The sequence below is a fragment of the Roseovarius arcticus genome (assembly GCF_006125015.1).
GTDB lineage: Bacteria > Pseudomonadota > Alphaproteobacteria > Rhodobacterales > Rhodobacteraceae > Roseovarius > Roseovarius arcticus.
Map to the genome: position 1 here is coordinate 3,013,488 of NZ_SZZN01000001.1, position 25,426 is coordinate 3,038,913.

The 25,426-nt window shown below is 53.3% G+C and carries 18 protein-coding genes and 8 pseudogenes; 13 read left to right on the forward strand and 13 right to left on the reverse strand.

What is annotated here, in order from left to right; all coding sequences use genetic code 11:
* The first annotated feature begins 10 nt into the window (after positions 1-10).
* From MK6180000_RS14495 to MK6180000_RS14505, 3 genes and pseudogenes are all read left to right on the forward strand, one after another.
* A complete protein-coding gene (locus MK6180000_RS14495) occupies positions 11-742 on the forward strand; it encodes an N-acyl amino acid synthase FeeM domain-containing protein (RefSeq protein WP_138935377.1) in 732 nt (243 codons plus the stop codon).
* 227 nt (positions 743-969) lie between these two features.
* Positions 970-2,058 (forward strand): annotated as a pseudogene (locus MK6180000_RS14500) (IS3 family transposase).
* Between the two features lie 43 nt (positions 2,059-2,101).
* Positions 2,102-2,395, forward strand: a pseudogene (locus MK6180000_RS14505) (integrase core domain-containing protein); the annotation flags it as partial.
* 145 nt (positions 2,396-2,540) lie between these two features.
* Here MK6180000_RS14505 and MK6180000_RS14510 read toward each other — a convergent pair.
* Positions 2,541-3,554: a response regulator gene (locus MK6180000_RS14510; protein ID WP_138935378.1), complete on the reverse strand. Its 1,014-nt coding sequence runs from the start codon at positions 3,552-3,554 to the stop codon at positions 2,541-2,543.
* Positions 3,555-3,967: 413 nt separating this feature from the next.
* Between MK6180000_RS14510 and MK6180000_RS21040 the strand changes: the two genes are divergently transcribed.
* Positions 3,968-4,207: an integrase core domain-containing protein gene (locus MK6180000_RS21040; RefSeq protein WP_138935379.1), complete on the forward strand. Its 240-nt coding sequence runs from the start codon at positions 3,968-3,970 to the stop codon at positions 4,205-4,207.
* A 50-nt stretch (positions 4,208-4,257) separates the two neighbouring features.
* Here the strand turns inward: MK6180000_RS21040 and MK6180000_RS14520 are convergent, their stop codons facing one another.
* On the reverse strand, positions 4,258-5,487 hold the full coding sequence (locus tag MK6180000_RS14520) for a response regulator (RefSeq protein WP_138935380.1): 1,230 nt from the start codon (positions 5,485-5,487) through the stop codon (positions 4,258-4,260).
* Positions 5,488-5,720: 233 nt separating this feature from the next.
* Here MK6180000_RS14520 and MK6180000_RS14525 point away from each other — a divergent pair.
* Positions 5,721-5,837: pseudogene (locus tag MK6180000_RS14525) on the forward strand (integrase core domain-containing protein); the annotation flags it as partial.
* A gap of 85 nt (positions 5,838-5,922) precedes the next feature.
* Positions 5,923-6,018 (forward strand): annotated as a pseudogene (locus MK6180000_RS20735) (IS6 family transposase); the annotation flags it as partial.
* Positions 6,019-6,194: 176 nt separating this feature from the next.
* Here the strand turns inward: MK6180000_RS20735 and MK6180000_RS14530 are convergent.
* The 7 genes from MK6180000_RS14530 to MK6180000_RS14560 form a co-directional block, all read right to left on the reverse strand.
* Complete coding sequence (locus MK6180000_RS14530) at positions 6,195-7,586, reverse strand: aminotransferase (RefSeq protein ID WP_138935381.1); 1,392 nt, start codon at positions 7,584-7,586, stop codon at positions 6,195-6,197.
* Positions 7,587-7,659: 73 nt separating this feature from the next.
* Positions 7,660-8,670, reverse strand: coding sequence for a branched-chain amino acid ABC transporter permease (locus MK6180000_RS14535; protein WP_138935382.1), 1,011 nt, complete (start codon positions 8,668-8,670; stop codon positions 7,660-7,662).
* Positions 8,667-9,545, reverse strand: a complete 879-nt coding sequence (locus MK6180000_RS14540; protein ID WP_138935383.1) for a branched-chain amino acid ABC transporter permease — start codon at positions 9,543-9,545, stop codon at positions 8,667-8,669. The genes MK6180000_RS14535 and MK6180000_RS14540 overlap by 4 nt, the downstream gene beginning before the upstream one ends.
* Position 9,546: 1 nt before the next feature.
* Positions 9,547-10,263 carry an ABC transporter ATP-binding protein gene (locus tag MK6180000_RS14545; protein ID WP_138935384.1) on the reverse strand — a complete coding sequence of 239 codons (717 nt, stop codon included), beginning with the start codon at positions 10,261-10,263 and terminating at the stop codon, positions 9,547-9,549.
* A complete protein-coding gene (locus MK6180000_RS14550; protein WP_138935385.1) occupies positions 10,260-11,027 on the reverse strand; it encodes an ABC transporter ATP-binding protein in 768 nt (255 codons plus the stop codon). Before MK6180000_RS14550 ends, MK6180000_RS14545 begins: the two co-directional genes overlap by 4 nt.
* A 5-nt stretch (positions 11,028-11,032) precedes the next feature.
* Positions 11,033-12,346 (reverse strand): ABC transporter substrate-binding protein, encoded by a 1,314-nt coding sequence (locus MK6180000_RS14555; protein ID WP_138935386.1) that lies wholly within the window; start codon positions 12,344-12,346, stop codon positions 11,033-11,035.
* A gap of 24 nt (positions 12,347-12,370) precedes the next feature.
* Complete coding sequence (locus MK6180000_RS14560; RefSeq protein WP_138935387.1) at positions 12,371-13,495, reverse strand: class II histone deacetylase; 1,125 nt, start codon at positions 13,493-13,495, stop codon at positions 12,371-12,373.
* A gap of 309 nt (positions 13,496-13,804) precedes the next feature.
* Between MK6180000_RS14560 and MK6180000_RS20380 the strand changes: the two genes are divergently transcribed.
* Complete coding sequence (locus tag MK6180000_RS20380; protein ID WP_212751910.1) at positions 13,805-14,002, forward strand: hypothetical protein; 198 nt, start codon at positions 13,805-13,807, stop codon at positions 14,000-14,002.
* 1,116 nt (positions 14,003-15,118) lie between these two features.
* On the opposite strand, the pseudogene MK6180000_RS14565 reads toward MK6180000_RS20380, so the two are convergent.
* Positions 15,119-15,764, reverse strand: a pseudogene (locus MK6180000_RS14565) (IS110 family RNA-guided transposase); the annotation flags it as partial.
* A 365-nt stretch (positions 15,765-16,129) separates the two neighbouring features.
* Here MK6180000_RS14565 and MK6180000_RS14570 point away from each other — a divergent pair.
* The 4 genes from MK6180000_RS14570 (at position 16,130) to MK6180000_RS14585 (ending at position 20,723) form a co-directional block, all read left to right on the forward strand.
* Positions 16,130-17,410, forward strand: coding sequence for a pyridoxal phosphate-dependent decarboxylase family protein (locus MK6180000_RS14570; RefSeq protein ID WP_138935388.1), 1,281 nt, complete (start codon positions 16,130-16,132; stop codon positions 17,408-17,410).
* 235 nt (positions 17,411-17,645) lie between these two features.
* Positions 17,646-18,734, forward strand: coding sequence for a TRAP transporter substrate-binding protein (locus MK6180000_RS14575; RefSeq protein WP_138935389.1), 1,089 nt, complete (start codon positions 17,646-17,648; stop codon positions 18,732-18,734).
* A 146-nt stretch (positions 18,735-18,880) separates the two neighbouring features.
* The gene (locus MK6180000_RS14580; protein WP_171054638.1) at positions 18,881-19,279 is read left to right on the forward strand and encodes a TRAP transporter small permease; all 399 of its coding nucleotides are present in this window, start codon (positions 18,881-18,883) and stop codon (positions 19,277-19,279) included.
* 118 nt (positions 19,280-19,397) lie between these two features.
* Positions 19,398-20,723, forward strand: a complete 1,326-nt coding sequence (locus MK6180000_RS14585) for a TRAP transporter large permease (protein WP_138935391.1) — start codon at positions 19,398-19,400, stop codon at positions 20,721-20,723.
* A 115-nt stretch (positions 20,724-20,838) separates the two neighbouring features.
* Here MK6180000_RS14585 and MK6180000_RS14590 read toward each other — a convergent pair.
* Positions 20,839-21,255, reverse strand: a pseudogene (locus MK6180000_RS14590) (IS5 family transposase); the annotation flags it as partial.
* 465 nt (positions 21,256-21,720) lie between these two features.
* Between MK6180000_RS14590 and MK6180000_RS14595 the strand changes: the two are divergent.
* Positions 21,721-22,395 carry a GntR family transcriptional regulator gene (locus MK6180000_RS14595; protein ID WP_212751911.1) on the forward strand — a complete coding sequence of 225 codons (675 nt, stop codon included), beginning with the start codon at positions 21,721-21,723 and terminating at the stop codon, positions 22,393-22,395.
* 77 nt (positions 22,396-22,472) lie between these two features.
* Positions 22,473-22,651, forward strand: a pseudogene (locus MK6180000_RS14600) (IS5/IS1182 family transposase); the annotation flags it as partial.
* On the opposite strand, the pseudogene MK6180000_RS21045 reads toward MK6180000_RS14600, so the two are convergent.
* Together MK6180000_RS21045 and MK6180000_RS14610 are read right to left on the reverse strand one after the other, a co-directional pair.
* A pseudogene (locus tag MK6180000_RS21045) lies at positions 22,646-22,994 on the reverse strand (DDE-type integrase/transposase/recombinase); the annotation flags it as partial. The pseudogenes MK6180000_RS14600 and MK6180000_RS21045 sit on opposite strands and share 6 nt — an antisense overlap.
* Positions 22,995-23,718: 724 nt before the next feature.
* Positions 23,719-25,398 carry a hydantoinase B/oxoprolinase family protein gene (locus MK6180000_RS14610; RefSeq protein WP_212751912.1) on the reverse strand — a complete coding sequence of 560 codons (1,680 nt, stop codon included), beginning with the start codon at positions 25,396-25,398 and terminating at the stop codon, positions 23,719-23,721.
* Positions 25,399-25,426 lie beyond the last annotated feature (28 nt).

Consider the following 25,426-nt stretch of genomic DNA (forward strand, 5'->3'; position numbering starts at 1 on the left):
AGGATCGAGCATGAACGAACAAGTTATCGACGCGTTGAAGAACGTCCGCTACAAAGTTCTAACTGACAGCAAAGACCTCGAAAATCTATATCGCTTGCGTTACAAATGCTACCGTGCCGGACGATCGATCGCCGAGAACGAGCTTGGCATCATGACCGACGCATTCGACGAGACCGCGAATTGCGTCCATGTCGCGGTTGAAATGGACGGGGAGATTTTGGCGTCGGTGCGCCTCCATTTAATGTCCAAGCTTTCGTTCACATCGCCGACGCTGGAGGTGTTCCCCGAAATTCTGGATAATCTCACGCGCGGACAAACGATCCTTGATGCGACCCGTTTTGTAATCAACCCAGCGGCCCGCAAAAAGCGTGTGCCACTGCATTTTTTGGTCCTGCGCATCCCGTTTCTCGCGACGATGTTCTACGACATCGACTTGGCCCTTGCTCCGGTGCGGGCCGAACATACCGCGTTCTACCAACGCTACCTCGGCTATGAATTGGCGATGGGACCACGCAGCTACCCGGGATTGAGAAAGCCCATCCAGCTTCTGACCGCTGAAGTTCGCGAACAGCGCGCCGCGGTTCTGGCACGCACACCAGTTTTCGGTCCGGTGAACGAAATCCCACAATCCGATATTGCGTTTCCAGACCTAGCAGGGGTTTACGCCGCTTCAGCAGATGCTGGAAGTTCAGGGTTGTGGGCTCATCCACTGCTCGGCAGGGGTATGCGAAGCAGTCACTGAAAGGAGGGATGCGGTCATTACCAAGTTCGAGCACCGCTCAGCGGCGCATCGCCTCGCTGTGATAGAGCGTCTCTTCCGCCATCGGTTTCTCGGCGCATACCAGTTCTGAGCGAAGTAAGCCCGTAGCATTTTCTCCAACAGCATCGGCGGATGTCCACCGGTAATCCCACCTAAAATTAGTGGTGTTCAAAAGTAGAATTTTCTCGGCAAGGTATCTGAGATTTACGATGAAGAACGGACGATACAGCGACGCGCAGATCATGGCCGTGTTGAAGCAGGCGGAGGGCGGTGTGCCGGTCTCTGAGCTTTGCCGTGAGCATGGCATGAGCAGCGCCAGTTTCTATAAGTGGCGCGCCAAGTTTGGCGGCATGGATGCGTCTTTGATGTCTGAGATGAAGGATATGGCGGAGGAGAACCGCCGTCTGAAGCGCATGTATGCTGAGATGAGCATGCAAAATGATCTGCTGAAGGAAGCCCTTGGAAAAAAGCGTTAAGGCCGTCTCTGCGACGAGAGATGGCCATGAATGCGGTCGTACGACACGGCGTAAGCATCGCGTCGGCGTGCCGGGCGTTCCCAGATCAGCGAGACCTGCTACAGATACAGCCCTGTTATGAGCGATGAGAATGAAGAGATCGCCGATTGGCTGGAACGTCTGACAGCAAACAAGCGCAACTGGGGCTTCGGCCTGTGCTTCCTGTATCTGCGCAACGTCCAGGGTTACGGCTGGAACCACAAGCGGGTTTACCGGATCTACTGCGCAATGGAGCTAAACCTGCGTATCAAGCCGAAGAAACGCTTGAAGCGGGACAAGCCGGAGCCCCTGGCGGTGCCTGATAAGCCCAATGAGACATGGTCCATGGATTTCATGGCGGATCAGCTGGCAGACGGGCGCTCGATTAGGACATTAAACGTGCTGGATGACTTTAACCGCGAGGGTCTATGCATCGAAGTGGACTTTTCGCTGCCCGCAGAGAGAGTTGTCAGAAGCTTAAACCAGATCATTGAATGGCACGGACAACCGCAGACAATTCGCGTCGATAATGGCCCAGAATATATCAGTGGTAAGCTGATGGAATGGGCCGAGAAACGCAATGTTCGGCTGGAATATATCCAGCCGGGCAAGCCACAACAGAACGCTTACATCGAACGCTACAATCGTACCGTTCGCGGTGAATGGCTGGGGCAATACACCTTTGAAACCATCGAGGAGGCACAGGACCAAGCAACTGAATGGCTCTGGACTTACAACAACGAGCGACCCAACATGGGAATCGGCGGCATGACACCTGCCATGAAACTAAAGACAGCCGCCTGAATTCTACGGCTGGACCCCATTAAAAATGGGGGGATTACCCTATGGCGCGGAGTTTATCGCAAAGAAGGTGCGGGCTTGGATCGGGGCCGTGGGCGCGAAAACCGCATTCATCGCACCCGGCTCACCGTGGGAGAACGGCTACTGCGAGAGCTTCAACGCCCGATTTCGGGACGAGTTACTCAATGGTGAGGTCTTCACCACACTGCGCGAGGCACAGATCCTGATCGAACGGTGGCGTCGCCACTACAATACGGTTAGGCCGCACAGCGCTTTGGGTTACCGCCCGCCAGCGCCAAAAAGCATCGTACCGATAGACCAAAGACCGACCATGCATTAACAATCAAACTGGACCACCCGATGGGGGCACTCCAAGGCATCGCCAAGCAGAACTCCGATCCGATTGCCACCTTAACGAGATAATTCACTAATCTCGTTGAATGTTCGTCCGTGATTATCTTAGGATAAGATGGTTCAAAGCGCAGTTATGCGAAGGATGGGGCACCTTCGACTTTGTCAAAGATATTATCTACCACGGCATGAACTTCTGGAAGAGTTACGGTAGCAAAATCAGATATCTGGTCGATTTCTCTTCGAACAAGGTTGATCGCCTCGGCCTTTGTCAGGATGTTACGATCAGCAAGCGGCGACACTGCGATGTCAATTTTTCTGCCTCCAAGAGCGTCGGCGCGTTTCACTGCTTGGCATGCAGAATATTGTAGCCGGTTGTACAAAGGCTCGGACTTCCTAGATGTGCGGCCAATGATACAGCAAAGAAAATGCCCCTGCCCGATATAAGATAGCAGCAGCTGGGTGCCTGGAGCCGCATTGGAAATCTGCTCGCTGACCACATGTAAGCATCTAAGGCTGGTTTCACGATCGGCACGAGTGCAATATTCTTGAAAGTCAAAAATACAAATGCGGAAAATACTTAGCTGATAGGGACCGTCTTGCAGCCTGTGCAGTTTATTTTCCAGTTTGTAGTAATCCATCATTCCGCTTACGTCCGAAAAGCACACGTGCTCGTCGGCACACAACATATCGAGCCTTGGCACTGATACGAACCCAGTAAGCGAGGCATCGCTCAAGCGTTTTTCTTTCTTCGTAGCCTCGACGAGTAACATTGCAGTGCCGATCCGCCCAGCCAACTCTGTGTCATTCAGAGGTTTTCTCAGAAAATCGGTTGCACCAGCTTGGAACGCGCGCTCCATTAGCGGCGATTGCTGGCTAGCGGTAATCATAATGATTGGAACGGATTTGCTAGCGACTTGATGCCTCAATCGGCGACAAAGCTCAATTCCATCCATTTCCCCCAACATGATATCCAGCAAGTAGATATCAAAAGGCTGCGACTGTCCCTCACTCAAGTCCAAAGCCTGTTCCGCCGACTCAGCCCTAATGACATCATTAAAGCCGCGACTCCTGAGTTTACTCATAATTACATCACTGAATATGTGGTCATCGTCGACCAAGAGAATGCGCAAATCGAGTTTCTCCATGCAAAATGGCAATCAAGTTCTAGTTCAGAGAATAAATATCCTCCAAATATGGCCATTCTGAGGAACGTCTCATCAACGCCTTCGGCCAAGCCGGGGTTTACACATGAGCGTCGAATTCCACGCAGAACTGACCCGTTTTGGCGGATAATTCACCGTTGAAAATAAATGAATGCAACCCTTCCCTGAAAGCAGCCTGAAGCGGGGGTATCCAAGTGTTCCAAATTTGAGTTTTGAATATCATCAGCCGTATGGAGTTGTAGGTGCAAGTTTTTTGCAATCGTCCGTCCGAGGTAAGCATTTCAATTTGACTTGGGTGGCTCGCCAAGATGTGTGAGGCCCTGCTCAACAGCTGAACTGCTACTAATCCTCCCTCCTCCGTTTTGCGGGTACAAATTGCATAGCGGACGTCGTTCTTGGCACACCTCCACGAAGGCGAATCAGGCCAACAGAACGGCTTCATTGAAAACTTAAATGGAAAACTGCGTGAAGAATGCCTTAGTGAAACACTGTTTGGCAAACTTCGCGAAGCGTTGAAAGAATGGCAGAGGACTACAGAGGCGAAGGCCACATTCCGCACTAGGCAAACTGACGCTGACGGAATTCACGCCAACACAGAAAATGGACAGAATGGCCTCCTAAGATCACAGATTTAACCGCAGGAACTCTGGCGCCGGCTAGGGGAACTTGGGGCTCACGTCAGGCGCTAGCACTTGAGTAGGCCCGCAACTGGTCTGCCATGTTTGCCCACCGCTCTGTTCTCCACAAGGGTGATCGCGTGATCCGTCGCCATTCTGGCGCGCTCTACCTTTGTGCCCTGTGGTTTTACTGGCCCCCCAACCGACACGCCTATCCCCGTGCAAGCCTCCGAAACATTGCCTTTGAGCCATCTTTCAATGTTTTTCTCGATGATAACCGCAGGCAGTAGGTTTGTAGAATTTACAGCAATCAGAAGGGTTGCGTTGTCCGTGTAGGCCATCACGGTTTGATCGACGCCGAGACGATCGGCCGCTGCCGCTGCAACATTCTGAAGCAGCAAGACGAACTCTTGGGGTGAAGATCGCATTTGATCCGCTTGGACACCATCTATGCTTACGGCGAACACTTGGATGTCGGTCACTTTTATGCGGGGTAATTGCGTCAGATAATTCGAAAAGACCGTGTAATCGACGAGACTTTTGACGCCTTCGAAACGTAGTCCGTCGGGCAACGTCAAGCCGTAACGGCGCACTGGGCTCCAATGATATCCTGTACCCTCCTGCCCGGCATGGCTCCGCTCTCGCTGGGCGTGGATCGTTTTCTGCGCCAACCGCAAGCGGGCGCCTAACTCTTCGATATCGAATGGCTTGGTGGCATAATCCGTGGCACCGGCCCGGTAGGCGTCACCCATATTTTCCATGTCCCGCTTCGCGGTGAGCATGACAATTGGCGTCTGTAGGTATTGGGGGATCTGGCGTACACGCCGACAAAGTTCAATACCATCCATTCCGGGCATGTCGATGTCGAACAGGAGGCAGTCGAAAACCATGTCGGAGTCGGCCAACACTTTCAGGGCCTGTTCACCCGATGCCGCAGGAATAACTTCGGAGAACCCCGCCTTTGCGGAGATTTTTGGTATGAGCTCCAGAATGAATGGATCGTCATCAACGGCAAGGATTCTCATTGAGGTTTCGGTAGCCTCGCCTTGTCGGCTAGCGGAGGGTTCCGCCAAGTGCGGATTTCTTATCTCGTTAGAATTGCTTGTGGTGGCGAGGGCTTCGCCGCGATCAATAAGAAAACCGACGATCATCCGGGCAACAGGCAGCAGGATCACGGAGACCAGGCCGACCAAGGTGTAAAGACCTAACGCAAGCCAGAACGGTGCCCCAAAGATAAGCGCAGCAAAGAAGGTGAGTAGACCCGCAAAGGCACCGACCAGAATATATCCAAGTATCATATGAGCATCTCCCACACATCAATCAACCAAGAAAACAACCGAAAGGTGATCAGCAAGTTTAACCAATCATCTTTGGTCACCACCCTCGGCCTGACTATTTTCTGTTGTTAGAGGGGCTCCTGGGCGATTGTATGGAGAGAAGTATTCAACTTAGTGGCGAAATAATGGCACGCATGAAAGCTATGCCTACTCTCTCGTTCAAAGCGGGGTATTTGCGAATGCCTTATCGATGTGGCGCGCAGGATCTCGAAGCAAAGCTGGGCGAATGGGAACGCTTCTACAACTTCCACAGGCCGCACGGCGCGCACAACGGCAGAACACCTTACGAAGCCCTCAGAGAAAAGCTATAATCAACAGACGGGATGTCCCACGAGCAACCGCACCTTACAGTCTCGCATGGAAGCAATAGGGTTTGGTACCTACGGTTAGGACCGCATCCGCCGTCGCCGCACAGTTTCACCTGACCATTTTCACTTGGATGAAGTGGTCAACTCGATCCGCGGGCGGAAACACTGGCTTTGGTGCACCGTCCTGCAACCACAGCGAACCGCAGCAATTTCTTCCAAGCCGATTAACCCATAAGCGTATTGCTTCCTAAGCCACAACGGCACACCGCTCCGCCAGCAAACCTTCAACCTCGAGTATGCATATTGCGAAGCGGTAGTAAGCCAAAACAGCAAGTGGTCCGATTTTGTCGGACCGCTTCACTATTCGCCCAACGATTTGGTCACTTCGGCCAAAGCGTCCTCCAATATATCGAACATTGCATCAATTTCGGCCAAAGTGATCACCAGTGGGGGTGAAAATACCGCCATGTTGATCAAGGGACGCACCAAAAGCCCACGTTTCTCACAGGCCTTATCTAGCAAAGCCCCCAGACGACGTTCGGCTTCCAGTCCCGTGCCACTGTTTTCGGGACGCCCTTCGATACAACCTAGAAGGCCCATTCCACGCACGTCCCCGACAATGGAAAACTTTTTCAACGCTTGCAGGCGCGCCTGAAAATGCGGACTGATGGATCGCACATGCTCCAAAATCCCTTCATTCTCGAAAATCTCGATATTTTTCAGCGCGGCGATGCAACTGACCGGATGCGCGGAATAAGTATACCCATTCGAGAACATAACCGGTTGGTCCGGGCCGGTCATCCGCTCCATGACCCGATCAGAAATGATGCACGCCCCCAACGGCAAATATCCCGAGGTGAGGCCTTTGGCACATGTGATCATATCTGGCACGATGCCAAACACATCCTCGGAGGCAAACCAATGACCCAAACGGCCAAAAGCGGTCACAACTTCATCCGAAATGTAAAGGATATCGTATTTCTGGCACAGTTCCCATGTACGTTTGTGATAACCTTCGGGCGGGATGATCACGCCGCCAGAACATAGGATAGGCTCGGCGATGAAGCCGCCAACGTTCTCGGGGCCACATTCAAGGATCATCTTCTCCAAATCGGCGACCTTTTCGTCACACCAATCCGCCACACTCATCCCATCGGGCCGATGGTAGGGGTTCACGTCAGGTAGGAAGCGAACTAAGCGCGATTCGACATCAAATCTGGATTTCAGACGGTCCTTTCCACTCATGCTGGCGGCCAGGTAGGTCGATCCGTGATACCCCTTTTCGCGTGCAATCACGATTTTCTTGGACGGGCGTCCCAGCTGGTTATTCATAAAATGCACGGTGCGCAGCGCAGTGTCGACAGCGGTCGAGCCCCCCGTGGTAAAAAACACGTTGTTGAGATCTCCAGGAGCTTTTTCGGCGATCGAGCGCGCCAGCGACGCTGAGGGTTCGGTCGTGCTAGTCCAAGGGGAATTATAGGGCAATTTCATAACTTGAGCTGCAATCGCCTCGGCCATCTCAGCGCGACCATAGCCGATCTGCACACACCACATACCGCCGGGTCCGTCGATGAACCGTTTGCCGGTGGCGTCCCACAGGTAGATGCCCTTGGCCTGCTGCATGACCATCGACGCATTCTTTCGCCAAGCGTCCATTGCAGCCCAGGGGTGCAGTTGATGCACGCGGTCGTATTTCTCAATAGTTTCGGTTGCGGGTGAATTGGATAAGTCCGATGTAGAAAATTGGGTCACGTGAAGGCTCTCCTTGAGTGTTTCTATTACTAGCTGTGCGCGTTTTACTAAGGCGCGGCTGTGCTATTGCGAGCTATTTGGCCTTTTGCTGCTTTGATCCTCGGGTCAGGCGACCAAGCGTGCTTATGCCATGTGCCAGGCCTTTGGGCATCACCATCACGAACAGGATCAGTGCCAGGCCCAGGATCAGGTTGCGTGCGTCGCCCATGTCTTTTGCTAATTCGACCACGACCATCATCAATCCGGTCCCGATCAGCGGCCCCCAGGTGGAGCCAAGGCCACCGACAACGACCATCGCAAGGATGAACATCAGGGTCGAGAAATCAAACAGGCTGGGTCCGGCGAACCGGAAATGCGCAGCGTAGACCGCCCCAGCCAGTCCTGTCAGAAATGCAGTGACGCAAAATGCGATGATTTGGTATTTCTTGCGGTCGATGCCGCGACTGGCGGCATAGCCGGGGTTGTCGCGGATGGCGCGAAACGCCAGTCCCAGACGCCCGTGGATGATCACGACGCAGGCCAGAACCGTTAGCGCGAAGGCCGCCAGAACGGTATAATAATTGCCCAGCATCCAACTGCCTTTCAGCAGTGCGCGGAACCCGAAATCGTCGAACCGCGAAAACCCGGTTGAGCCGCCGAACAGCTGCTGACAGTTGTTGCGCACCAGCGTGAAACACTCGGTATCGGTAATGATCAAAACGTGGATCATCTCGGCAATCGCGTAGGTCAACAGGGCCACGTAGGCGCCGGTCAGGCGCAGGCAGGCCATGCCGATCACCAGCGCCAGAAGCGCCGAGGACACCGCCGCCATCGGGATCGCCGCCCAGACATTGAGCCCGATAAAGGTGACACCCATCGCCATGCCATAGGCCCCGACCGCGATGAACAGCATCTGCGCCAGCGAAAACACCCCGGCATGCCCCATCAGGATGTTCCAGTTCATTGCGACCATGGCCCAGATGAAAAAGACGACGATCTCACCCAGCAGGTAGCGTTCGGTGATGATCAGCGGCAGCAGGCAGAAGCCCGCGATGACGGCGATACCGACGGCAATATGGCGTTGAAACGGGCTGAGCGCGGTCATAGACGAACCACCTTTTCCTTGCCGAACAGGCCCAGAGGCCGCCAGATCAGCACAACGATGACCAGCATCAGCATGGTCGGAAATCCAAAGCGGACGCCGAAATAGAACCCAATGGCGGATTCAAGTAGCGCCAGACCAAAGGCACAGACGCCCGCGCCCCACACGTTGCCCAGCCCTGCGACCACGCAAATCACGAAGGCCTTCAACAACGGATCGCCCCCCATATGCGGCGAGAGGGTCGTGAGGGTCGAAATCATCAGACCCGCAACGCCTGCCAGCGCGCCCGCCAGCGCCATGACCTGTAGGTAGACGGTATTGGTGCGCACACCCATCAGGCGGGCCGCGTCGCGGTTCAGGGCCGTGGCACGGATCGCACGGCCGAATTTGGTCTTCAACAGCAGCCATGCAACCGCACCGATGAACACGGCCGCAACCAGCAAGATTACCAGTGCCTGATAAGTGATCGACACGCCGACAAGGACGAAAACACCCTCGACTTTTACAGGTTGCGGGAAGGGGTAGCCACCGTAACCCTTAAGCACCAGATCCTCCAGAACGATGGCCAGACCGGCAGTGGCGACCAGAATGTTAGTGCCGAACTCGGGTGAATTCAGCATGAAGCGTACAATCAATAGGTGGGTCAGGACACCGATAGCCGCGCCCACCAGCATTGCCACCAAGATCCCCGCCACCAGCGGCAGGTTCATCGCCGATGCCAACGTTAGTACCGCATATGCGCCCAACGTCATGAACATGCCATGGGCCATGTTGAACATGCCCAGCGTGCCATAGATCAACGACAGGCCAACGGCAGCCAAGGCATACATCGACCCCATCGTCAGCCCGGTTACGATGATCTGAATGACGATCTCCATCTTAGTGCCCTCCCAGATAGGTTTTCAAAATGTCCTGCGAACTGTCGGCCTCGGCTGCGGTGCCGGACCACACGATATGGCCCGCATCCATCAACAGCAGTCGGTCGGCAATGGCCATGACGCGGCTTGGGTTTTCTTCGACGATTAGGAACGACAGGCCCTCGGCGCGCAGCACCCCCAGCGCTTCGTAGATCTGTTCGATCAACAGCGGGGCAAGACCCAGAGACGGCTCGTCCAGCATGAGCACCTTGGCATCGGCCATCAGCCCGCGCCCGATCCCCACCATGCGCCGCTCACCACCGGACAGCGAGCTGGTGGGTTGATTGCGCCGCTCTTTCAGACGTGGAAACAGGGTGAACACCTTTTCTAGCTTGCGGTCGATGTCGAGTCCGTTCTTCAGCAGATAGGCCCCCATCAACAGGTTTTCCTCGACCGACATTTCCGTGAACAGCTGATCGCCCTGCGGCACGTGGATCAAACCCGCCTCGACGCGGGTATGCATGCTGGACTTTTCCAGACGTTGGCCAGCGATTTCACACTGGCCTGCGCGGAAGGGCAAAAAACCCGACAGCGTGCGCAGCAGCGTCGTCTTGCCGTGGCCGTTGGGACCGATCAATGCCAGCACCTCACCTTCGGCCAATTGCACGGTTACTCCATGCAGGACCGGGCGGTATAGGTAGCCGGACACGACACCTTGGGCATCCAGAAGAAAGCTCATCCTGCACCTCCGGTTCCGGCGGATCCAAGGTAGACCTCGGTCACTGTCTTGTCCGCACTCAATCCCTTTGGAGTGCCATCATAAATGATTTGGCCCTGATGCATCATCACTGCGCGATCCGCGACGGCCATCAGAAAATGCATGACATGTTCGATAAAGATCAGCGTCAGGCCCTGTCCCTTGAGGCGCAGGACCAGCGCGATGAATTCTTCGATTTCGGGTGGTGTCAGCCCGCCGACGGGTTCGTCCATCAGCAGGATTTCAGGTTCGCTAACCAGGGCCGTAGCTACCATCAGCTTCTTGCGGGCAAGGGTTGGAACACCGGCGACCATGTAATCCGCGATGTCCTCAAGTCCGATATCAGCGATGATCGCCCGCGCCGCATCTCGGTCGGCGCGTGGGGTCATCACCCAACCGCCCGCGCTGCGCCGCCCAAAGGATTGCGCAGCCAGCACATTTTCATAGACCGTCAGCCCGTCAAAGCCCGAGTTCAGCTGAAACGTGCGTGCCAGCCCCCGTTGGCACAGCTTGTGCGGCGCAGTGCCGACAATGGGCTGCCCCAAATAGTGGATCGTGCCATCACTGACCGGGGTCAACCCGCTGATAAGATCGAAAAATGTGGTTTTGCCCGCGCCATTGGGACCGCCGATGCCGACGGTTTCCCCCTTGGCGACGGCAAAGTCCACCGCATCCACAGCCACCAGCGCGCCGAAGCGTTTGGTAACGCCCCGGCACTCTAGTGCGGCCTGATCAGGCTCGCTCATACGGTTTAGCCTTTCATCCATGGTGGCGTCTGGAACTTGCCCTTGGTGTAGGGCCAGGGCGCGATCAAAACACCATCCTTCGTCTTGTCATGGATCTGGCTGAAGATGTGCGGCATTCCCAGTGACGGATCGTTGGTTTCGGTCGGATAGGAATAGGCCGATTGCGTGTCGGGACGGATGCGCAGGGTGCCCATGGGGCTGCGATAGATCAGCGATTTCAGACAGTCCGCCACAGCGCGGCTCTGTTCCTCCTCATAGGGCGCACCGGGGCCACCGGCCAGGGCGGCCGCGATGGCGTAGGCATGCAGCGCCGTATAAGTCTGACCGCCGCCGTTGGGTGATGAGTTTGCGCCAAAGCGTGCTTTGTAGGCGTTGGTGAAAGCGGTGCCGATTTCGTCCTGCAACGCACCGATCACGGTGGCATAGGTCACCCCGACCGAGTTATCCCCCGCGATATCGCGGAATGCGGCCAACGATGCGCCGTATTGCATGTAAATCAGACTGTCAGTGGGGTCATTCATGAATTGGTTCATGAACTGGGCCTGATCGGAGGTATAAAAATGCGTCACCGAGATCACGGCGGGCGGATCTGCACGCAGCTTGGCCAAAGTCGGACCCCAATCAGTCACAGGCACCTTCACTGTTTCATACAGCGACGTCTCAAAACCTGCGTCCGCGGCACCGTCGCGCAATGCATTAGCGATATTGACCGAGTAGGTACCGGGGCCGGTGATGATAGCCAGTTTTCTGTTGGGTAAATTGAATTCGTCGGTCGCCTGAATATCGCCAAGAAATTTCAGCAGACCGGTACCATACATTGTTTCCGGTGGGCCGTACTGGATCGTGCCCCAATAGCGATCGGGATCGGATTTGACCAATTCGTCATGCACCGCCACAGTGTTCGCGTGCATGGCGATGATGCCGGCATCGGCGGCAACGTCGTGCACCGCGATCCCAGTATCCATATTATAGCCGGTGATCAGCGCGCTGGCGTTGTCGCGGTCGATCAGGCGCTGGCAGGCCTGAATGACCACATCGTCGCCTTTGCTTTCGGTGTCGACGAACACGACCTCGACGGGGCGGCCAAGGATGCCGCCGGCCTCGTTGATTTCATCGCGGGCCATTTCCATGCCGTTGCGGAATTCGATGCCATCAGCGGCGACGATCCCGGTCAGTGGCGCGGGGCAACCGATTACGATGGGATCGCCCGATTGCGCGTTTGCGGCAGTGTTCAGACCGGCCAGAATCGCGGCACCGCCTGCGGTGGCACCGGCACCACGCATAAAGCTACGGCGCGATGGATTGGTTGGTTTAGTCATGTTTTTATTTCCCCTGTTGCGTGATTATTTGAAGAACGCTTCTTTGACGTTATCAATGAGTTGCTTCTGATCCCCGCTCAGGTCCTGCCCGCCATAGGCGGCTACGACGGCGGCGAACGGATCCTCGAACGTGGCATCCGCGCCAGACAACACCTCCAGCGTCGCCAGACCGCAGTAGGGCACATAGGTGGCGGAGTATCCGCCCTCATGCGTGACCACGATGCGCCCCTTTGCGTATTTGTCGGCCACTTCCATCAGGCGCGCCGTCATCCATGCGTAATCGCCCGAGGCCAGCATCTGCATCCCCAAAGGGTCCAGCGCGCAGGAATCGAATCCGCTGGGCACAAAGATCATCTCCGGCTGGAATGCCTCAAGCGCGGGTATCACCAGCTCTTCAAAGGCGGCACGATAGGCGCCACTGCCCGATCCTGGGGGGAGGGGTATGTTCAGGTTCGTGCCTGCACCGTCGCCCGTGCCCATATCGGTAAAGTCGCCCGAATCCGCCGGATAGAGACGGTTCTGGTGCAAGGAAATCGTCAGAACGGACGGGTCGTCATAGAAAACAGCCTCAGTTCCGTTGCCGTGATGCACGTCCCAATCGACGGTTGCGATCCGTTTCAGGCCATGTTTCTGTTGCGCGTGTTTCGCGCCCAGCGCCGCGTTTGCGAACAGGCAGAAGCCGCGCGCGCGCTCAGGCTCGGCGTGGTGGCCGGGCGGGCGGCACAGAACATAGGCGTTGTCCCAATCCCCGGCGACCACCTTGTCGACCGCATCCAAAACGCCGCCCACGGCAAGGCGTGCAATATCCAGACTGGCCCGGCTTACCGGCGTCAACTCGCCACTATCACCACCGCCCGACGCGCAGACCTGCGCAATGTGGTCGATGTGGCTTTGCGGGTGCACCATATGGATATCTTCGTCACTTGCCGAATGAGGGCGCAGAGCGTGCAAATGCGGCGCCAGGTCCAACGCCTCGACCAGCCCATGAAAGCGGCGCTTGGTCTCGGGGTTCTCAAAGTGCAGACCCGGCTGGATGGTCATGCCTGGCTCGAAAAAGCCACAATAGTTCTGCGTGTCGTGCCAATAATACAGCTCGGATGTAACCCATCCGGTGCGCTTGGCGCATTTGGTGTCGGCGTGAAACTGCATGATATACCTTTAATATGCATGATTTCGATTTCATGTTTTTGAGCTGGTTCATCTAGCCTTGTCTGAATTTGCATTTTGCAGCTAAGGCTCGTCTCGCTTTTTGCTCATCCGATCGCCAGACGCTTTTTGGGATGTAGAAGATCTTTATCGTTGGCATGGTAATCTCGTAGTGATTAGCCTTCGCCCAATCTCTCGAAGGTTTGAGCGTAGTAAAAATACTTTCAGTATCCCGCGATGTAACCGTGGCAACCACATCATCTGCATTAAACAGAGACCGCCTCTCAAGATCACCCTCAAGTTTTTTGTAGAATGAAAAGCGCCAGTGCTAAGCGTGTTCGTGGCATGAACACTTTCAAATGCCACCCTTCCAATCCGATCAAGATCGTCGTTCGCGAAGTGTACGTAAAAGCTTGGCAAGCGACCCGGACGCCAATCTATGTCGTCCTTCGCCTGAAGCTCCGTCGCGATGAAAACTTCAGCTTCATCGATGCCACCTTGCGGCAGTGATATACCATTCACCATATCTTGCCCCGTTTGTTATCACATATGAGGCAGAAAAAACTTCTATATGCAAGAACAAATATATTATAGTGCACTTTATAAGCTATCGAATGGTTAAATATGATGCTGAATATGAGACATTATAATACGTAAAGATGTGGCAAAAGTTATGATGGACGTATGATGGACCTTAAAGAGAAGCTTTCAAACGTCGATGTCGTCGTGGTTGGTGGCGGCATCATTAGGAGCGCACCAGCGCTGGCATCTGATCGAGATTGGCCCACAAACTTTATGCAGTTCTCCTGCTCTTGACGCTTCTGCCTCAGTGGTATCCGCTCCACCGTAGCCATAGTGCTCACCCTAGGTATAGCGACGCACTGACCGCCACGATCCGAACGATCACTCCTGCGCTGGCAGGCTTCCACTCGCCCTCGGCTTTGATGCCGGTGCTATCCGTTGCCCGGCAAGGCAATGCATAACAGTGTCCGGAGAGGGGATAAGAAGGTTCAGTGCGCCCGTTCCACCGCTATAGGGCAGGCCCACATTCAACACTCTTTGACGCGACAGGTCCACACAGTGTGCTAAAATCCGGGATCGTCCAGTCCGGCGAGCCGGAACAGACTCTGCACAAATTTGGAGGTCTGCCGGTGCGGCACCCAGATCATTATAGGATCAAGCCAGCCTTAAGGCGATTACAGACAATCGCCTATCGGCTCGTGGATCGACTACGATCCGTGTCAGCTCAAGCTGTCATTGCAGGACGGCCAGTTCGCGACCTTATACTTCGGCGGGAACTCAGCTGCTAATGATCTCCAACAATCACGCCGGATTCGCGAGATGAAACCCCTCACCCAATTTGCGCAACATATGTAATCGCCCCAAACGCAAGAGGGATTTTGAATCTTTTTGACGCGTCGTCGGGTCCAGATCAAAGCCCCGTTCTCATAGGCACTCTGTTGAACACTGGTTTTCCGACCCCGTCTCACGACTATTGCGCCAAACTGTTCCTTGCCCTCTTTCGCTCAGACGTCTCGCGACCGTCAATCGACTTACGCCGCCGCAGCCGGAGCCCTATAAACTTCGCTCTTCAACATCAGCGCTCAGACGATCCGCGCCATCCGTTGCCCGAGCAACCAAAGCTGTGGCGATCGACGGCCCGGGACCCGGAATTGTCATCAGCCTGCGCGCCACCTCATTCTCTTTTGCAGGCTGACTGATCTCTGCGTTGAGCCTGGTGATCTTGTCGTCGAGACGGGTCTTCGTCTCGATCAGAACCAGCAACGTTGCCCGAGCCTCTTGGGGCAAGCAACTTGCCGGAACCTCTATGATAGGAATTAAGAACGCTGCGTTCGCTGCGCCCAGTGGAGCTACCTCTCCAAACTCCGTCAGGTGGCCGCGAAGCGCATTGATCGCTTGAGTGCGCTGACGGATCAGCAGCTCCCGGACCCGGAAGACCATGGCTGCACCCTGCACATCTTCGCTCCTCACCGGCACGAAGCGCATTGATGGGCGTACCGTTGCTTCGCAAATCGCTTCAGCATCGGCCGCATCATTTTTTTTGGCGTTTAACGAAGGGTTTTACGTAGGCTGGCTGGATCAGCCGAACCTCGTGGCCCAGTTTGCCAATCTCGCGGCCTCAGTAGTGAGCGCAGCCGCATGCTTCCATCGCAACGACGCATCGCGGAAGTTGGCTGAAAAATGCCAAGACTTGTGCTCGCCGCAACTTCTTGCGCAGAACCGCTCTACCTGCGCCATCGGCTCCATGCACTTAGAATACATTCTTCGCCAAATCGAGCCCGACCGTGATAATATCCGACATGACCGCTCTCCTTTGTGGATCATTGCAGACCCACCTTGGCACATCGATGCCGTCGGAGGGCGGTTACATCATCAAAGCTAACAACACCGCACAGTGGACCGGTACCTCCTTCGGCCAGTTCTCTAGTCAGCGCGCATCCAATCATGCCAACGCCTATCGCCAAAAGATCGTAAGGGGTAGGTAAGTGACTGTATTTTAAGATAACTTACCAATATCTATTAAAACATCGTAGCATTTTATGGCTGCTATAAAATTTTGTTGTTGAATTTGTGATAGTATAATGTGAATGATTAGATATCAAACGAGGTCATAACATGGTGAATCGCATACCTTTCCCGCAAGCCGGTTTAGATGAACCTGAAATATCAAGCATTATGAAGCTTGAGAGCAACGCGGATGTTGATTGGCGTGGAGGGCGGTTGCCTGGCTTTTACGTCCACTTCGCGAACGACGAAGTGGACCGGGTGGGAAAAGCAGCGTTTGAACGATTCCATGCAACTAACGCACTTGGGCCGAGCGCTTTTCCTTCTATAGCGAAATTCAAAGCGGACTTGGTCGGGTGGGCATTGTCCCTATTTCACGCAGAAAATGGGGCGGCCAGCGTGACGTCAGGAGGGACCGAAAGTATCTTCATCGCGCTCAAAACCGCAAGGGATTGGGCAAAGGTTAACCGTCCTGAGGTCACTAGACCCAGGATGGTCATTTCGCACAGCGCTCACCCTTCGTTCGACAAAGCGGCAAATTATTTGGGCCTTGAGGTCGTGCGCATTAAGCCGCGGAGTGATTTCAGAACAGATATCGACGCCTTGAAATCGGCACTTGACGATCAAACCATTATTTTGGCAGGCTCAGCGCCTCAGTTTACCATAGGCGTGTACGACCAAATAAGTGAGCTGGCTGCTTTTGCGGAATCTCGAAATATCTGGTTTCACACCGACGCGTGTATTGGGGGTTTTTTGGCGCCTTTCGCAGAGCAGAATGGACATCAAATTCCTCCATGGGATTTCCGTGTAAAAGGCGTAAAGTCTATCTCCGCAGATTTACACAAATATGGATTTGCTCCAAAGGGGGCTTCTATCGTCGCGTTTTCCAGTGCAGAATACCGAAAATATCAGACCTTCGAATTCGACAACTGGTCGCGCGGGCGGTACATCACGGAAACCTTCGCAGGAACCCACTCAGGTGCTAACATCGCCGCTGCATGGGCGGTTATGCGATTTCTAGGGAATGAAGGTTATTGCGGTATTGCCGAACAAATATGGCGGGTTCGGGAAAAACTTATTCGCGAAATTCCTAGAATTGAAGGGTTGTTCATTTATAGCAATCCCGAGCTTACCGTCATGAGCTATGGTAGCAACACCCAGAATATTAACGACATTGCTGCAGGCCTGGCCCAAAATGGCTGGTACACAGTGACGCCGTCCCCCACCCCCCCGGCGATAAATTTGGGTATTATCAGTCTCGCATTTGGCGAAGTTGTCGATGAATATCTGAACGATCTTCGAGACATTATCGCCCAACTCAAAGCGGGCGATACCTTCTTCGATTCCTCTCTCCTCGGATCCTATGGGGATCAGCAGGCAAAAGGAACATAACTTCAGTCACCTAGAAGTGTCTGCTGTAAGATAAAGTGACAAGTTTCCAAATATCCGTTTGTCATCCACTGCTCAAAAATATCTGATCTTTCTGGGAGTTAGATAAGCGTAGCCTAATTATTGATATGTTTCTTTGAAATACCAAAAGTTATAAATATAAGAATGCACTCAAAGCGCAGCAGAGGGAAGTCCCTTAGGTTGAACAAGATAGCAACGATCAAAAAGGAGAACTGTCATGTTAGTAAAGTTAAATAAATTATTGCCTCCAGGGAGTGCCCACACTACGAACAGAAATGCTCGGATGTTCGCGCTCGCTTTGTCGCTGATCAGCCCGACGTTGGTAAATGCGGATGTTATACAGTACACTGCTGAAGATCCTGCGATATGTGCCAAATGCCAGTTTCTAACTGATACGTACTTTCCGGCTGTGGAGTCTTACACAGACGGCGATATCTCTATTCAACCACTATTTGGCGGCCTAATCGGTACACATCATGAAACCGTCGAACTTGTGGGGAATGATGTCGTAAAGTTTGGTACTACCTGGGTAGGAGCCCATCCGACCGTCTTCATCGCTCAATCGATATTTGACCTCTTTCCCATCGGACCAAACCGATATGAGGATCAGATGTATTTTTATCGTCAGGCATATGAGCGCATCCCTGCATTCAAAGCAGAGCTGGGAAAGAGGAATCTTGAGCTCATCATGATTTCGCCATTGCTGCATTTAGCTTTTGCTTCAAAGGAACCTATTTCTGAGCTTTCCGGCCTTGAAGGCAAAAAATTCCGAGCCGGAAATAAATGGCTACTTCGGTACTTGGCCACTAGCGGCGCATCGCCGGTTTCTGTGCCTTGGGCCGATATCTATATCTCCTTGCAGACTGGCGTCATTAACGGTGTACTGACGAACTACGACGGCATCGATAATATGAAGTTTTATGAGCCAGCGCCGCACCTTCTCATGGCGCCTGACCTCTGGATGGCTAGCCCGATGATTCACGTCGCAAACAAAGATTACTTTGACGGTCTATCACCCGAAGTCCAGGATGGCTGGATCAAGGCGTCTTTGGAGGCAGAGGACGCATTCGGCGAAGTTATGGCTACGGAGCGTGCAAAGATCATTCAGTCGCAAACAGCCGCCGGCGTGACCATTACTGAGATGTCAGAGGAGGATTTGCAGAGTTGGGGGGATCCTGACAGCCTCACAGAGGCGCGAACACTTTGGGTCGAAGAAGCATCGGCCGCTGGCCTTGAAGATGCCCAAAGTGTTTTGGATCTGGCAATGGAAATCTATAGTGAAACGCTAACGCGCTCTCAAAACTGATTGTTCCTGAGAAACACCAGCGCTCGGCTTAGTGCTGGTGTCACAAAAAAAATATCTACCGGAGGCGGCGTGCGATGGGGGCTCAGGCTTCGAAAATTCTAAGCGCAATAAACGATAAATGTACGATCGTTGCGGGATGGCTTCTGATGGTCATGGCCGGCTTGCTTGTGGTTGATGTGATATGGCGAACTTTCTTTACCCCACTTCAATCATTGATCGAACTCAGTGTCTTTGCGATGATGATCGTTATTGCACTCGGACTTGCTGCTTGTGAGGAAGGCAACGAACACGTGAGCCTCGAGTATTTCGTGGAAAAATTGCCAAGTAGTCCGCGTCATGTTGTAGAAGTTTTGGCGAGAATGCTTTCCTTACTTGCGGTAATAATTCTCTTTTGGGCAGTCTTTGTTAATGGCGTTGGGGCGTACCGTTCGCAAGCGTCGACAGAAGGTTTGATTTCGTTTTCCCTGTGGCCGGCAAAGTTTGTGATGGCTTTTGGTGTGCTTCTGCTAGCAATTGAGACATTGCGAACCCTTGCTAGACCTTAGCAAGGGCGCCTCGTTGGCAGCTGCCGCGCGACCTTGAACTAGGCTCACTGTCCTTCGCACCAAATTCTTTCTCGAGACGCACTAGCGTACTTTGCCAGGCAGGAAAGTGATTTCAATTATGGATCCAGTAACCGTAGGAATAATATGCATAGGGACACTGCTTGCGCTTATGGCAATTGGCGTAAACATTGCTTCTTCCTTTATTCTCGCCGGTTTTTTGGCGTCTTTTCTAATCCTCAGTGTTGACGCAGCAATCTCATTTTTGGGGCAGGCTGCGTATGGTTCCGTAGCGCGACCAACATGGGCTGCGATACCTCTCTTTATTCTGATGGGGGCTTTCTGCGCCAACGGGGGGTTGGCGCGACGCGCATATCTGGGCACTTATACAATGACGCGACGTCTGCCGGGCTCACTGATGGTAGCGACCTGCATAAGCTGTGGTATGTTTGGGGCGATCTCGGGCTCGTCGGTCGCAACTACGGCCATGTTCGGAAGAATGGCGCTTCCGGAAATGGACAAATTTGGATACGATCGCGCATTGTCTGCCGGATGCATCGCTGCGTCAGGTACATTTGCATCGATGATTCCACCAAGCATTATGATGATTGTGTATGCGTTGTTCACGCAGCAGTCCGTGGCGAAACTTTTTGCGGCGGGGGTGATCCCTGGACTTATGACTGTTGTGGTCTACGCGGCAGTGATCGTGCTGTTGGTGAAGAGAAGGCCCGAATATGCGCCCACAAAGAACAAAGCCGGTGAGGACATTTTGCAGGGTCGCGGACACTCAAAGACTGTAGTCGAGATGTGGCCAATCTTTTTGATCGCCGGATCGGTATTGGGCGGTTTATATGGAGGGATTGTTACGCCAACTGAGGCCGCAGCGGTCGGTGCTGTCATCAGTCTTTTGCTTGCCATTTTTCTACGTGCATTCAGAACTGTTGGTGATGTCAATAGCGCTATGAATGAGTCAGCTCGCACGACTGCAATGCTGTTTTTTCTTGTGATCGGCGCGTTATACTACAGCCGTGTGATCGCGCTCACGACCTTGCCAAATGTTATTACCTCCAGTCTGATCTCGATGGATGTCCCGCCTTTTGTGACGCTGTCGATTATCATGGCAGTCATGTTTGTGCTTGGAATGTTTATGGTTCCCGTAGGGATCTATGCAATGACTCTGCCCCTTGTTGTGCCAGTTCTTATTGATCTTGGTTACAATCCGATTTGGTTTGGCGTTATCGCGCTCAAATTGACAGAGATTGGTGCAGTGACGCCTCCTATAGGCTTAAATGTGTTCGCCATGAAGGCAGTAATTCCTAAAACGTTCAACATGTCCGTGACGGATATTTACAGAGGCTGTGCACCGTTCTTATTGGCAGACCTCGCTGTGCTTGCCATACTCGTAGCATTTCCTAGTATAACACTGTTCCTGCCAAGTCTCCTGTAGCGATTTGAATAATCATTGTAAGCGTCCGGTGAGCCTGCTCTGACGTGGCATAGAGTGTGTTGACTCTGTTGCGCAAATCAGCTGACGGACGGTTCTCCCCTTTCCCCAGACTGATTTATCCCGCGGCTTTCGTGACAGGAATGCCAAGTGCGGTGTAACCGTTCAGGATCAAGATGCGCAACTGAACTTCGGCGACCTGTCGGTCAAAGTCCCGTGTTATCAGGCGCTGACCAAGCAGTTTCATGCAATGCATCTTTGTCTCGACGCGACTCCGGCGGTGGTAGCCGCTCCAGTTCTGCCAGAGTGCCCGACCCAGATACTTTGATGCGCGCAAAGCATCGTTCCTGGCGATGGCACCGGCGGTGGTTGGCTTCCATGGCTGGGCATTTCTGCGCGGCGGGATGACCGCAGAGGCTCCACGATCAGCGATGACGTTGTGGCATCTGCGCGTGTCGTATGCTCCATCCGCAGTCACGCTGCCGATCTGCCGATCGCGCAGGATCTGGTCGAGAAGATGAGGTAACATCGGTGCACCGTTGGCGATATCGGCGTAGAGTTCCGGGTCTTGATTGATCATGTTCTGCGTCGGCTGCCAATGCGGCCAACTGACTTTGCGCTTGATCGTGTAGGTGCCACCGCTGGCGCCGCGTCGGAAACGAAGATAAACTGCATCAAAATGTTAAGCCTACCTGTCATGGCCCGAAACTTTGATTGGCAGGTTGAGGGAATCCAATTCTGCATCACCTTACTCTCCCGTTTTACCGCTCTTGGCATACCTGTCACAAAGGCTGTACAATACGTCCGTCTGGGGAAAGGAAAAGTCCTGGCATCATCCGATTTGTGCAACGAAGCCAACTGATGGGGAAACTCTACATGCCCGCGCTAAATGTCACAGAGGCACTCAATATCAGCTCCGTCAATCATTGGGGCCCTGATACCTTTAGTAGGGCCAACAACAATTACTGTATACAACGACAAGCTTGAAAAGGTTTATTCTGTGATCACCCCAAAACAAAATATTCATAGAGACCGAGTTTACAGTCGACTAGGTGAATTAATCCGTTGCGGCCAGTTTAGGCCAGGTGAGAAAATCTCGATTCGAAATTTGGCAAGCGACCTGGAAATTAGTGCCACACCAGTTCGTGAAGCCCTCTATCGTTTGATATCCGAGGGGGTCTTGCAAAGCGAAACAAATAAAACCGCATACATACCACTTTACACACCCGAACAGATTAGAGAAATCAAGGAGATCCGTCTGCATATTGAATGCTTCGCAGCAGAACGAGCAGCCCTCAGGGGCACGCCGGAAGTCGCCAATAATTTGCGAAAGATATCCGCTAAAATAAAAGAGGCTCGGGACGTTGAGAATCGTCGTGCCGACCTTGCTTTAGTGCACGAGTTTCAATTTGAACTGTATAATACTTGCAATATGCCGGATTTAATTAGAATTATAAGCTCTCTCTGGCTAAAAACCGGACCTTACCTAAACCTTCTTTTTCCCTATTACATCCTATCAACATCCGCTGATCGTGGTGACTGGCGCGAAAGGATTGCGGTGGCCGTTGAGAAAAAGGATGCCCCAGCAGTCAAGGAAGAAATCAGACAGGATATTACGCAATCTCTCGACTACATTGAGAGCATTGTCTCAGCGGCCAACCAGCTAAATAAGTGAAGCTATTTTTGGGCGTTGTTGCAGAACTCTATTCGCGAAGGAATCACATTGCGAATCCATGCGGTTAGACGGGTTGGATCAGCAAGCCGACACCCGCCCGCTATCGCACGACGAACTGGACTAGCCACACTTCGTCGCTTCGCAAGCGCGGGTCCTTGATGATCTGTTTAAACAAGAAGATGATTGGCTCGCGCCGCGTGGCGGTAGCCTCGGTCGGCCTGCGGTATTTTCCGACGCAGCGATCCAGTTTTGTCTGAAGAAGGGCCAGATTTGCACCGCTCTTATCGGTAGAAATACGATACGGGACACTGATTGTACCAACGCACGCTTGAATGACACTCGCCCCGAGGCGGTTTCGCGTCGCTCTGACAGCATAAAATCAAGGCTTTTCCCGTTACAATCAACTGCGCGGTATAGATAGGTCAATTAGCCTCGCAACCTTTATGTAGGTGTCGTATATCCGCCATGAGAGGGCTGTTGCTTTCTTTCTGAGCTGGGCATTTACACCAATCAGAGGTGAAAATTTACCACCAAGCGGTTCAACGTGGCATGATATTGATCATGGCTCGTTCAGGAATGATTTCTTCGAGGTCTCGGTATACCAAGAGTCGTAAAACGGTTGAGCACAACAACGCGAATCTGAATTTCGCGCGATCTTGGTATTGAGCTCTCTGACCGCCAGGGATTACCGCCCACCGGCAAAAAGGCATCATGCCAATAGGCCAAGAGACCGACCATACAATAACATTCGTACCGGGCCACCCCATCAAAGCTCTCCAAGGGGCATCCAAGCCATCAACAAAGCTTAGCTTAGGTTCAGGACTTCGGTAACGGGTCCGTCCCAGTCAAGACATTTTTCGCAAAAAGATTGATCCCGCCGAAGCAGGAGAGCGGCATCTATTGGTGTTCGTTCCTGATCTTCAAGCCGCCCTGAATGAGATCCTTTGGGCACATGCTTCGGTCCGTGGTCAGCGCTTGGCTGCCGACATGATGCTAGTTCGATGCAATTCCGATGTGCCCATCTCATAGGCGTGCTTGACGGATGCCAGCGACGGTCCTGAGCACGACATCATCGGAACCACGTCCCTGCGGGACCTCGAGGGCCTACGATCAGGCAGGCAACGGGTGACAGATCAGGTCGTCGGCGCAGCCTCAGCCAGTAAAGTTTGCTCAACGTTCCCCCAAATCATTGGGGTCCGTGAATCATGACGACAAATCAGCAGCAAGGCATTTAATGGGTCCTGAGCCTAACTATACGTGACCCAATTGCGATTGCGCAACTTACATTTGGAGAGATTTCTATTCAGGATCAAAAAAGGTCAATTATATTTTTACTCCATAGAGATTCTCTGCAGCGGAACGGGAAACTATTCCATCACGAACATCGCGCATTACGGCCAGTCGATCACGTTTCAGGGGATCTCCCCAACCGCCTCCACCAGACGATTCAATTGTTATCCGCTTGGGTCCCAAATTCTGAATGCCATATTGTGGGGATGCGATTTCATCGCCGCTATCAAGTTCAAATACGTGAAATTCACCTTTTGCGCCATCTAGGCCCTCGGCCACTCCGAAACCGCTCGGCTTTCGGCTGCCTTCACCTCTCAAGGAATGTTGCGTGTCTGCCCACACTTCTATTTCATAGGAAATGCCACATCCACCACGAAATGTTCCAGCGCCAGCGGCATCGATCCGAAATTCCTGTTGGTGAATTCGACATGGATAGGATTGTTCATACGTTTCAACATTAGGAATTACCATTCCTCCCAACGTAGCTTGATGGCTTATGGACGGGAACCCATCGCGCCCACGTACTGCGCCCCCGCCGGCGCAAGCATGCCAATGATAAAGGGTAAAATTACGCCCGACTGAATCTGGTCCGGAGGAAACTGAATACGAGATTTTCCCCCACCCTGCACACGCCCTCTCCTGATCTATTTGAGCAAGCGCTTTCCAACATGCGTTGATTATATCACCTGCGGGGTAAATCGTATTCATCGTCATTGCTGCCGGAGGCAGCGCGTTTAAGTGAGTTCCTTCCGGTGCAATTATCTTTACCGGCCGGGAAATCCCTTCGTTATGAGGCATCGACTCATCAAAGAATGCGGCGATAGCGACGTTAACAGCGGAATGGGTGTTTGCAACGCTACTGTTCTTAAAGCCGCGCACCTGAGGCGAGGAACCAGTGAAGTCTACAATGAGGGAATCGTTTTCGACCGTAATCTTGACGCGCGTCTCTACCTCTATTGTTTCAAAACAATCGGTGTCACTGAAATCGCTGGCAGTCCAGCTGCCGTTCGGCAGAGACGAGATTGCCTGACGCATGCTTCTTTCACCGTAATCAAGCACCGCTTCTAGGCAACGAGCCGAGCGTTCGGACCCGTGGTGTAAGATAAGCGCCTGGAACCGCTCAGTTCCGATGCGCGTCGACCCAAGCATCGCCCCGAGGTCACCGTCCAGAAGGTCCGGGCTTCTGGAATTCAACAACAGAAGGTTCCAAAGATCTTGTCGTAATTGCCCTTTGTCGACTAGTTTTAATACCGGGAGCCGAATACCCTCGTGAAAGATCTCGGTTGCTGCGGAGTTGTATGTTCCTGCCGCGCCACCGCCGATATCCGATTGATGTGCCCGGTTGGTGCAAAAACCGAAAAGACGATCATCCACAAAGACCGGACGTATGACCGTCCAATCCGGAAGATGATTTCCTCCTGCGACGTATGGATCACTGAGAATAAAGACGTCATCCGGGAATATTTGGTCGGCAAAGTCCCGCAGCACAGCCCGAACTGCGAAGCCGCCGCCTCCGGTGTGAATCGGTATACCATCTGCCTGCGCGACAGTTTCTCCATGCGCATTGCTGAGAAAACAAGAAAAGTCATGACTCTGGCTGAAAATCGGACTTCTGGCAGTCCGCGTCATCACTAGGCCCATCTGAAGACTGATATGATCCAGTTGGCGCTGTATGATCGACACTAAAATCGGGTCTTCAGTAATACGGGTCATAGACATTTTACCTGCTTTTAGGTGATTT

What these genes read in the sequence shown, in the direction of transcription:
- MK6180000_RS14495 (WP_138935377.1), top strand. Translation starts at nt 11, where the DNA reads ATGAACGAACAAGTTATCGACGCGTTGAAGAACGTCCGCTACAAAGTT.
- MK6180000_RS14510 (WP_138935378.1), bottom strand. Translation starts at nt 3,554, where the DNA reads ATGGAGAAACTCGATTTGCGCATTCTCTTGGTCGACGATGACCACATA.
- MK6180000_RS14520 (WP_138935380.1), bottom strand. Translation starts at nt 5,487, where the DNA reads ATGATACTTGGATATATTCTGGTCGGTGCCTTTGCGGGTCTACTCACC.
- MK6180000_RS14535 (WP_138935382.1), bottom strand. Translation starts at nt 8,670, where the DNA reads ATGACCGCGCTCAGCCCGTTTCAACGCCATATTGCCGTCGGTATCGCC.
- MK6180000_RS14540 (WP_138935383.1), bottom strand. Translation starts at nt 9,545, where the DNA reads ATGGAGATCGTCATTCAGATCATCGTAACCGGGCTGACGATGGGGTCG.
- MK6180000_RS14545 (WP_138935384.1), bottom strand. Translation starts at nt 10,263, where the DNA reads ATGAGCTTTCTTCTGGATGCCCAAGGTGTCGTGTCCGGCTACCTATAC.
- MK6180000_RS14550 (WP_138935385.1), bottom strand. Translation starts at nt 11,027, where the DNA reads ATGAGCGAGCCTGATCAGGCCGCACTAGAGTGCCGGGGCGTTACCAAA.
- MK6180000_RS14555 (WP_138935386.1), bottom strand. Translation starts at nt 12,346, where the DNA reads ATGACTAAACCAACCAATCCATCGCGCCGTAGCTTTATGCGTGGTGCC.
- MK6180000_RS14560 (WP_138935387.1), bottom strand. Translation starts at nt 13,495, where the DNA reads ATGCAGTTTCACGCCGACACCAAATGCGCCAAGCGCACCGGATGGGTT.
- MK6180000_RS20380 (WP_212751910.1), top strand. Translation starts at nt 13,805, where the DNA reads ATGAAAAGCGCCAGTGCTAAGCGTGTTCGTGGCATGAACACTTTCAAA.
- MK6180000_RS14570 (WP_138935388.1), top strand. Translation starts at nt 16,130, where the DNA reads ATGGTGAATCGCATACCTTTCCCGCAAGCCGGTTTAGATGAACCTGAA.
- MK6180000_RS14575 (WP_138935389.1), top strand. Translation starts at nt 17,646, where the DNA reads ATGTTAGTAAAGTTAAATAAATTATTGCCTCCAGGGAGTGCCCACACT.
- MK6180000_RS14580 (WP_171054638.1), top strand. Translation starts at nt 18,881, where the DNA reads ATGGTCATGGCCGGCTTGCTTGTGGTTGATGTGATATGGCGAACTTTC.
- MK6180000_RS14585 (WP_138935391.1), top strand. Translation starts at nt 19,398, where the DNA reads ATGGATCCAGTAACCGTAGGAATAATATGCATAGGGACACTGCTTGCG.
- MK6180000_RS14610 (WP_212751912.1), bottom strand. Translation starts at nt 25,398, where the DNA reads ATGACCCGTATTACTGAAGACCCGATTTTAGTGTCGATCATACAGCGC.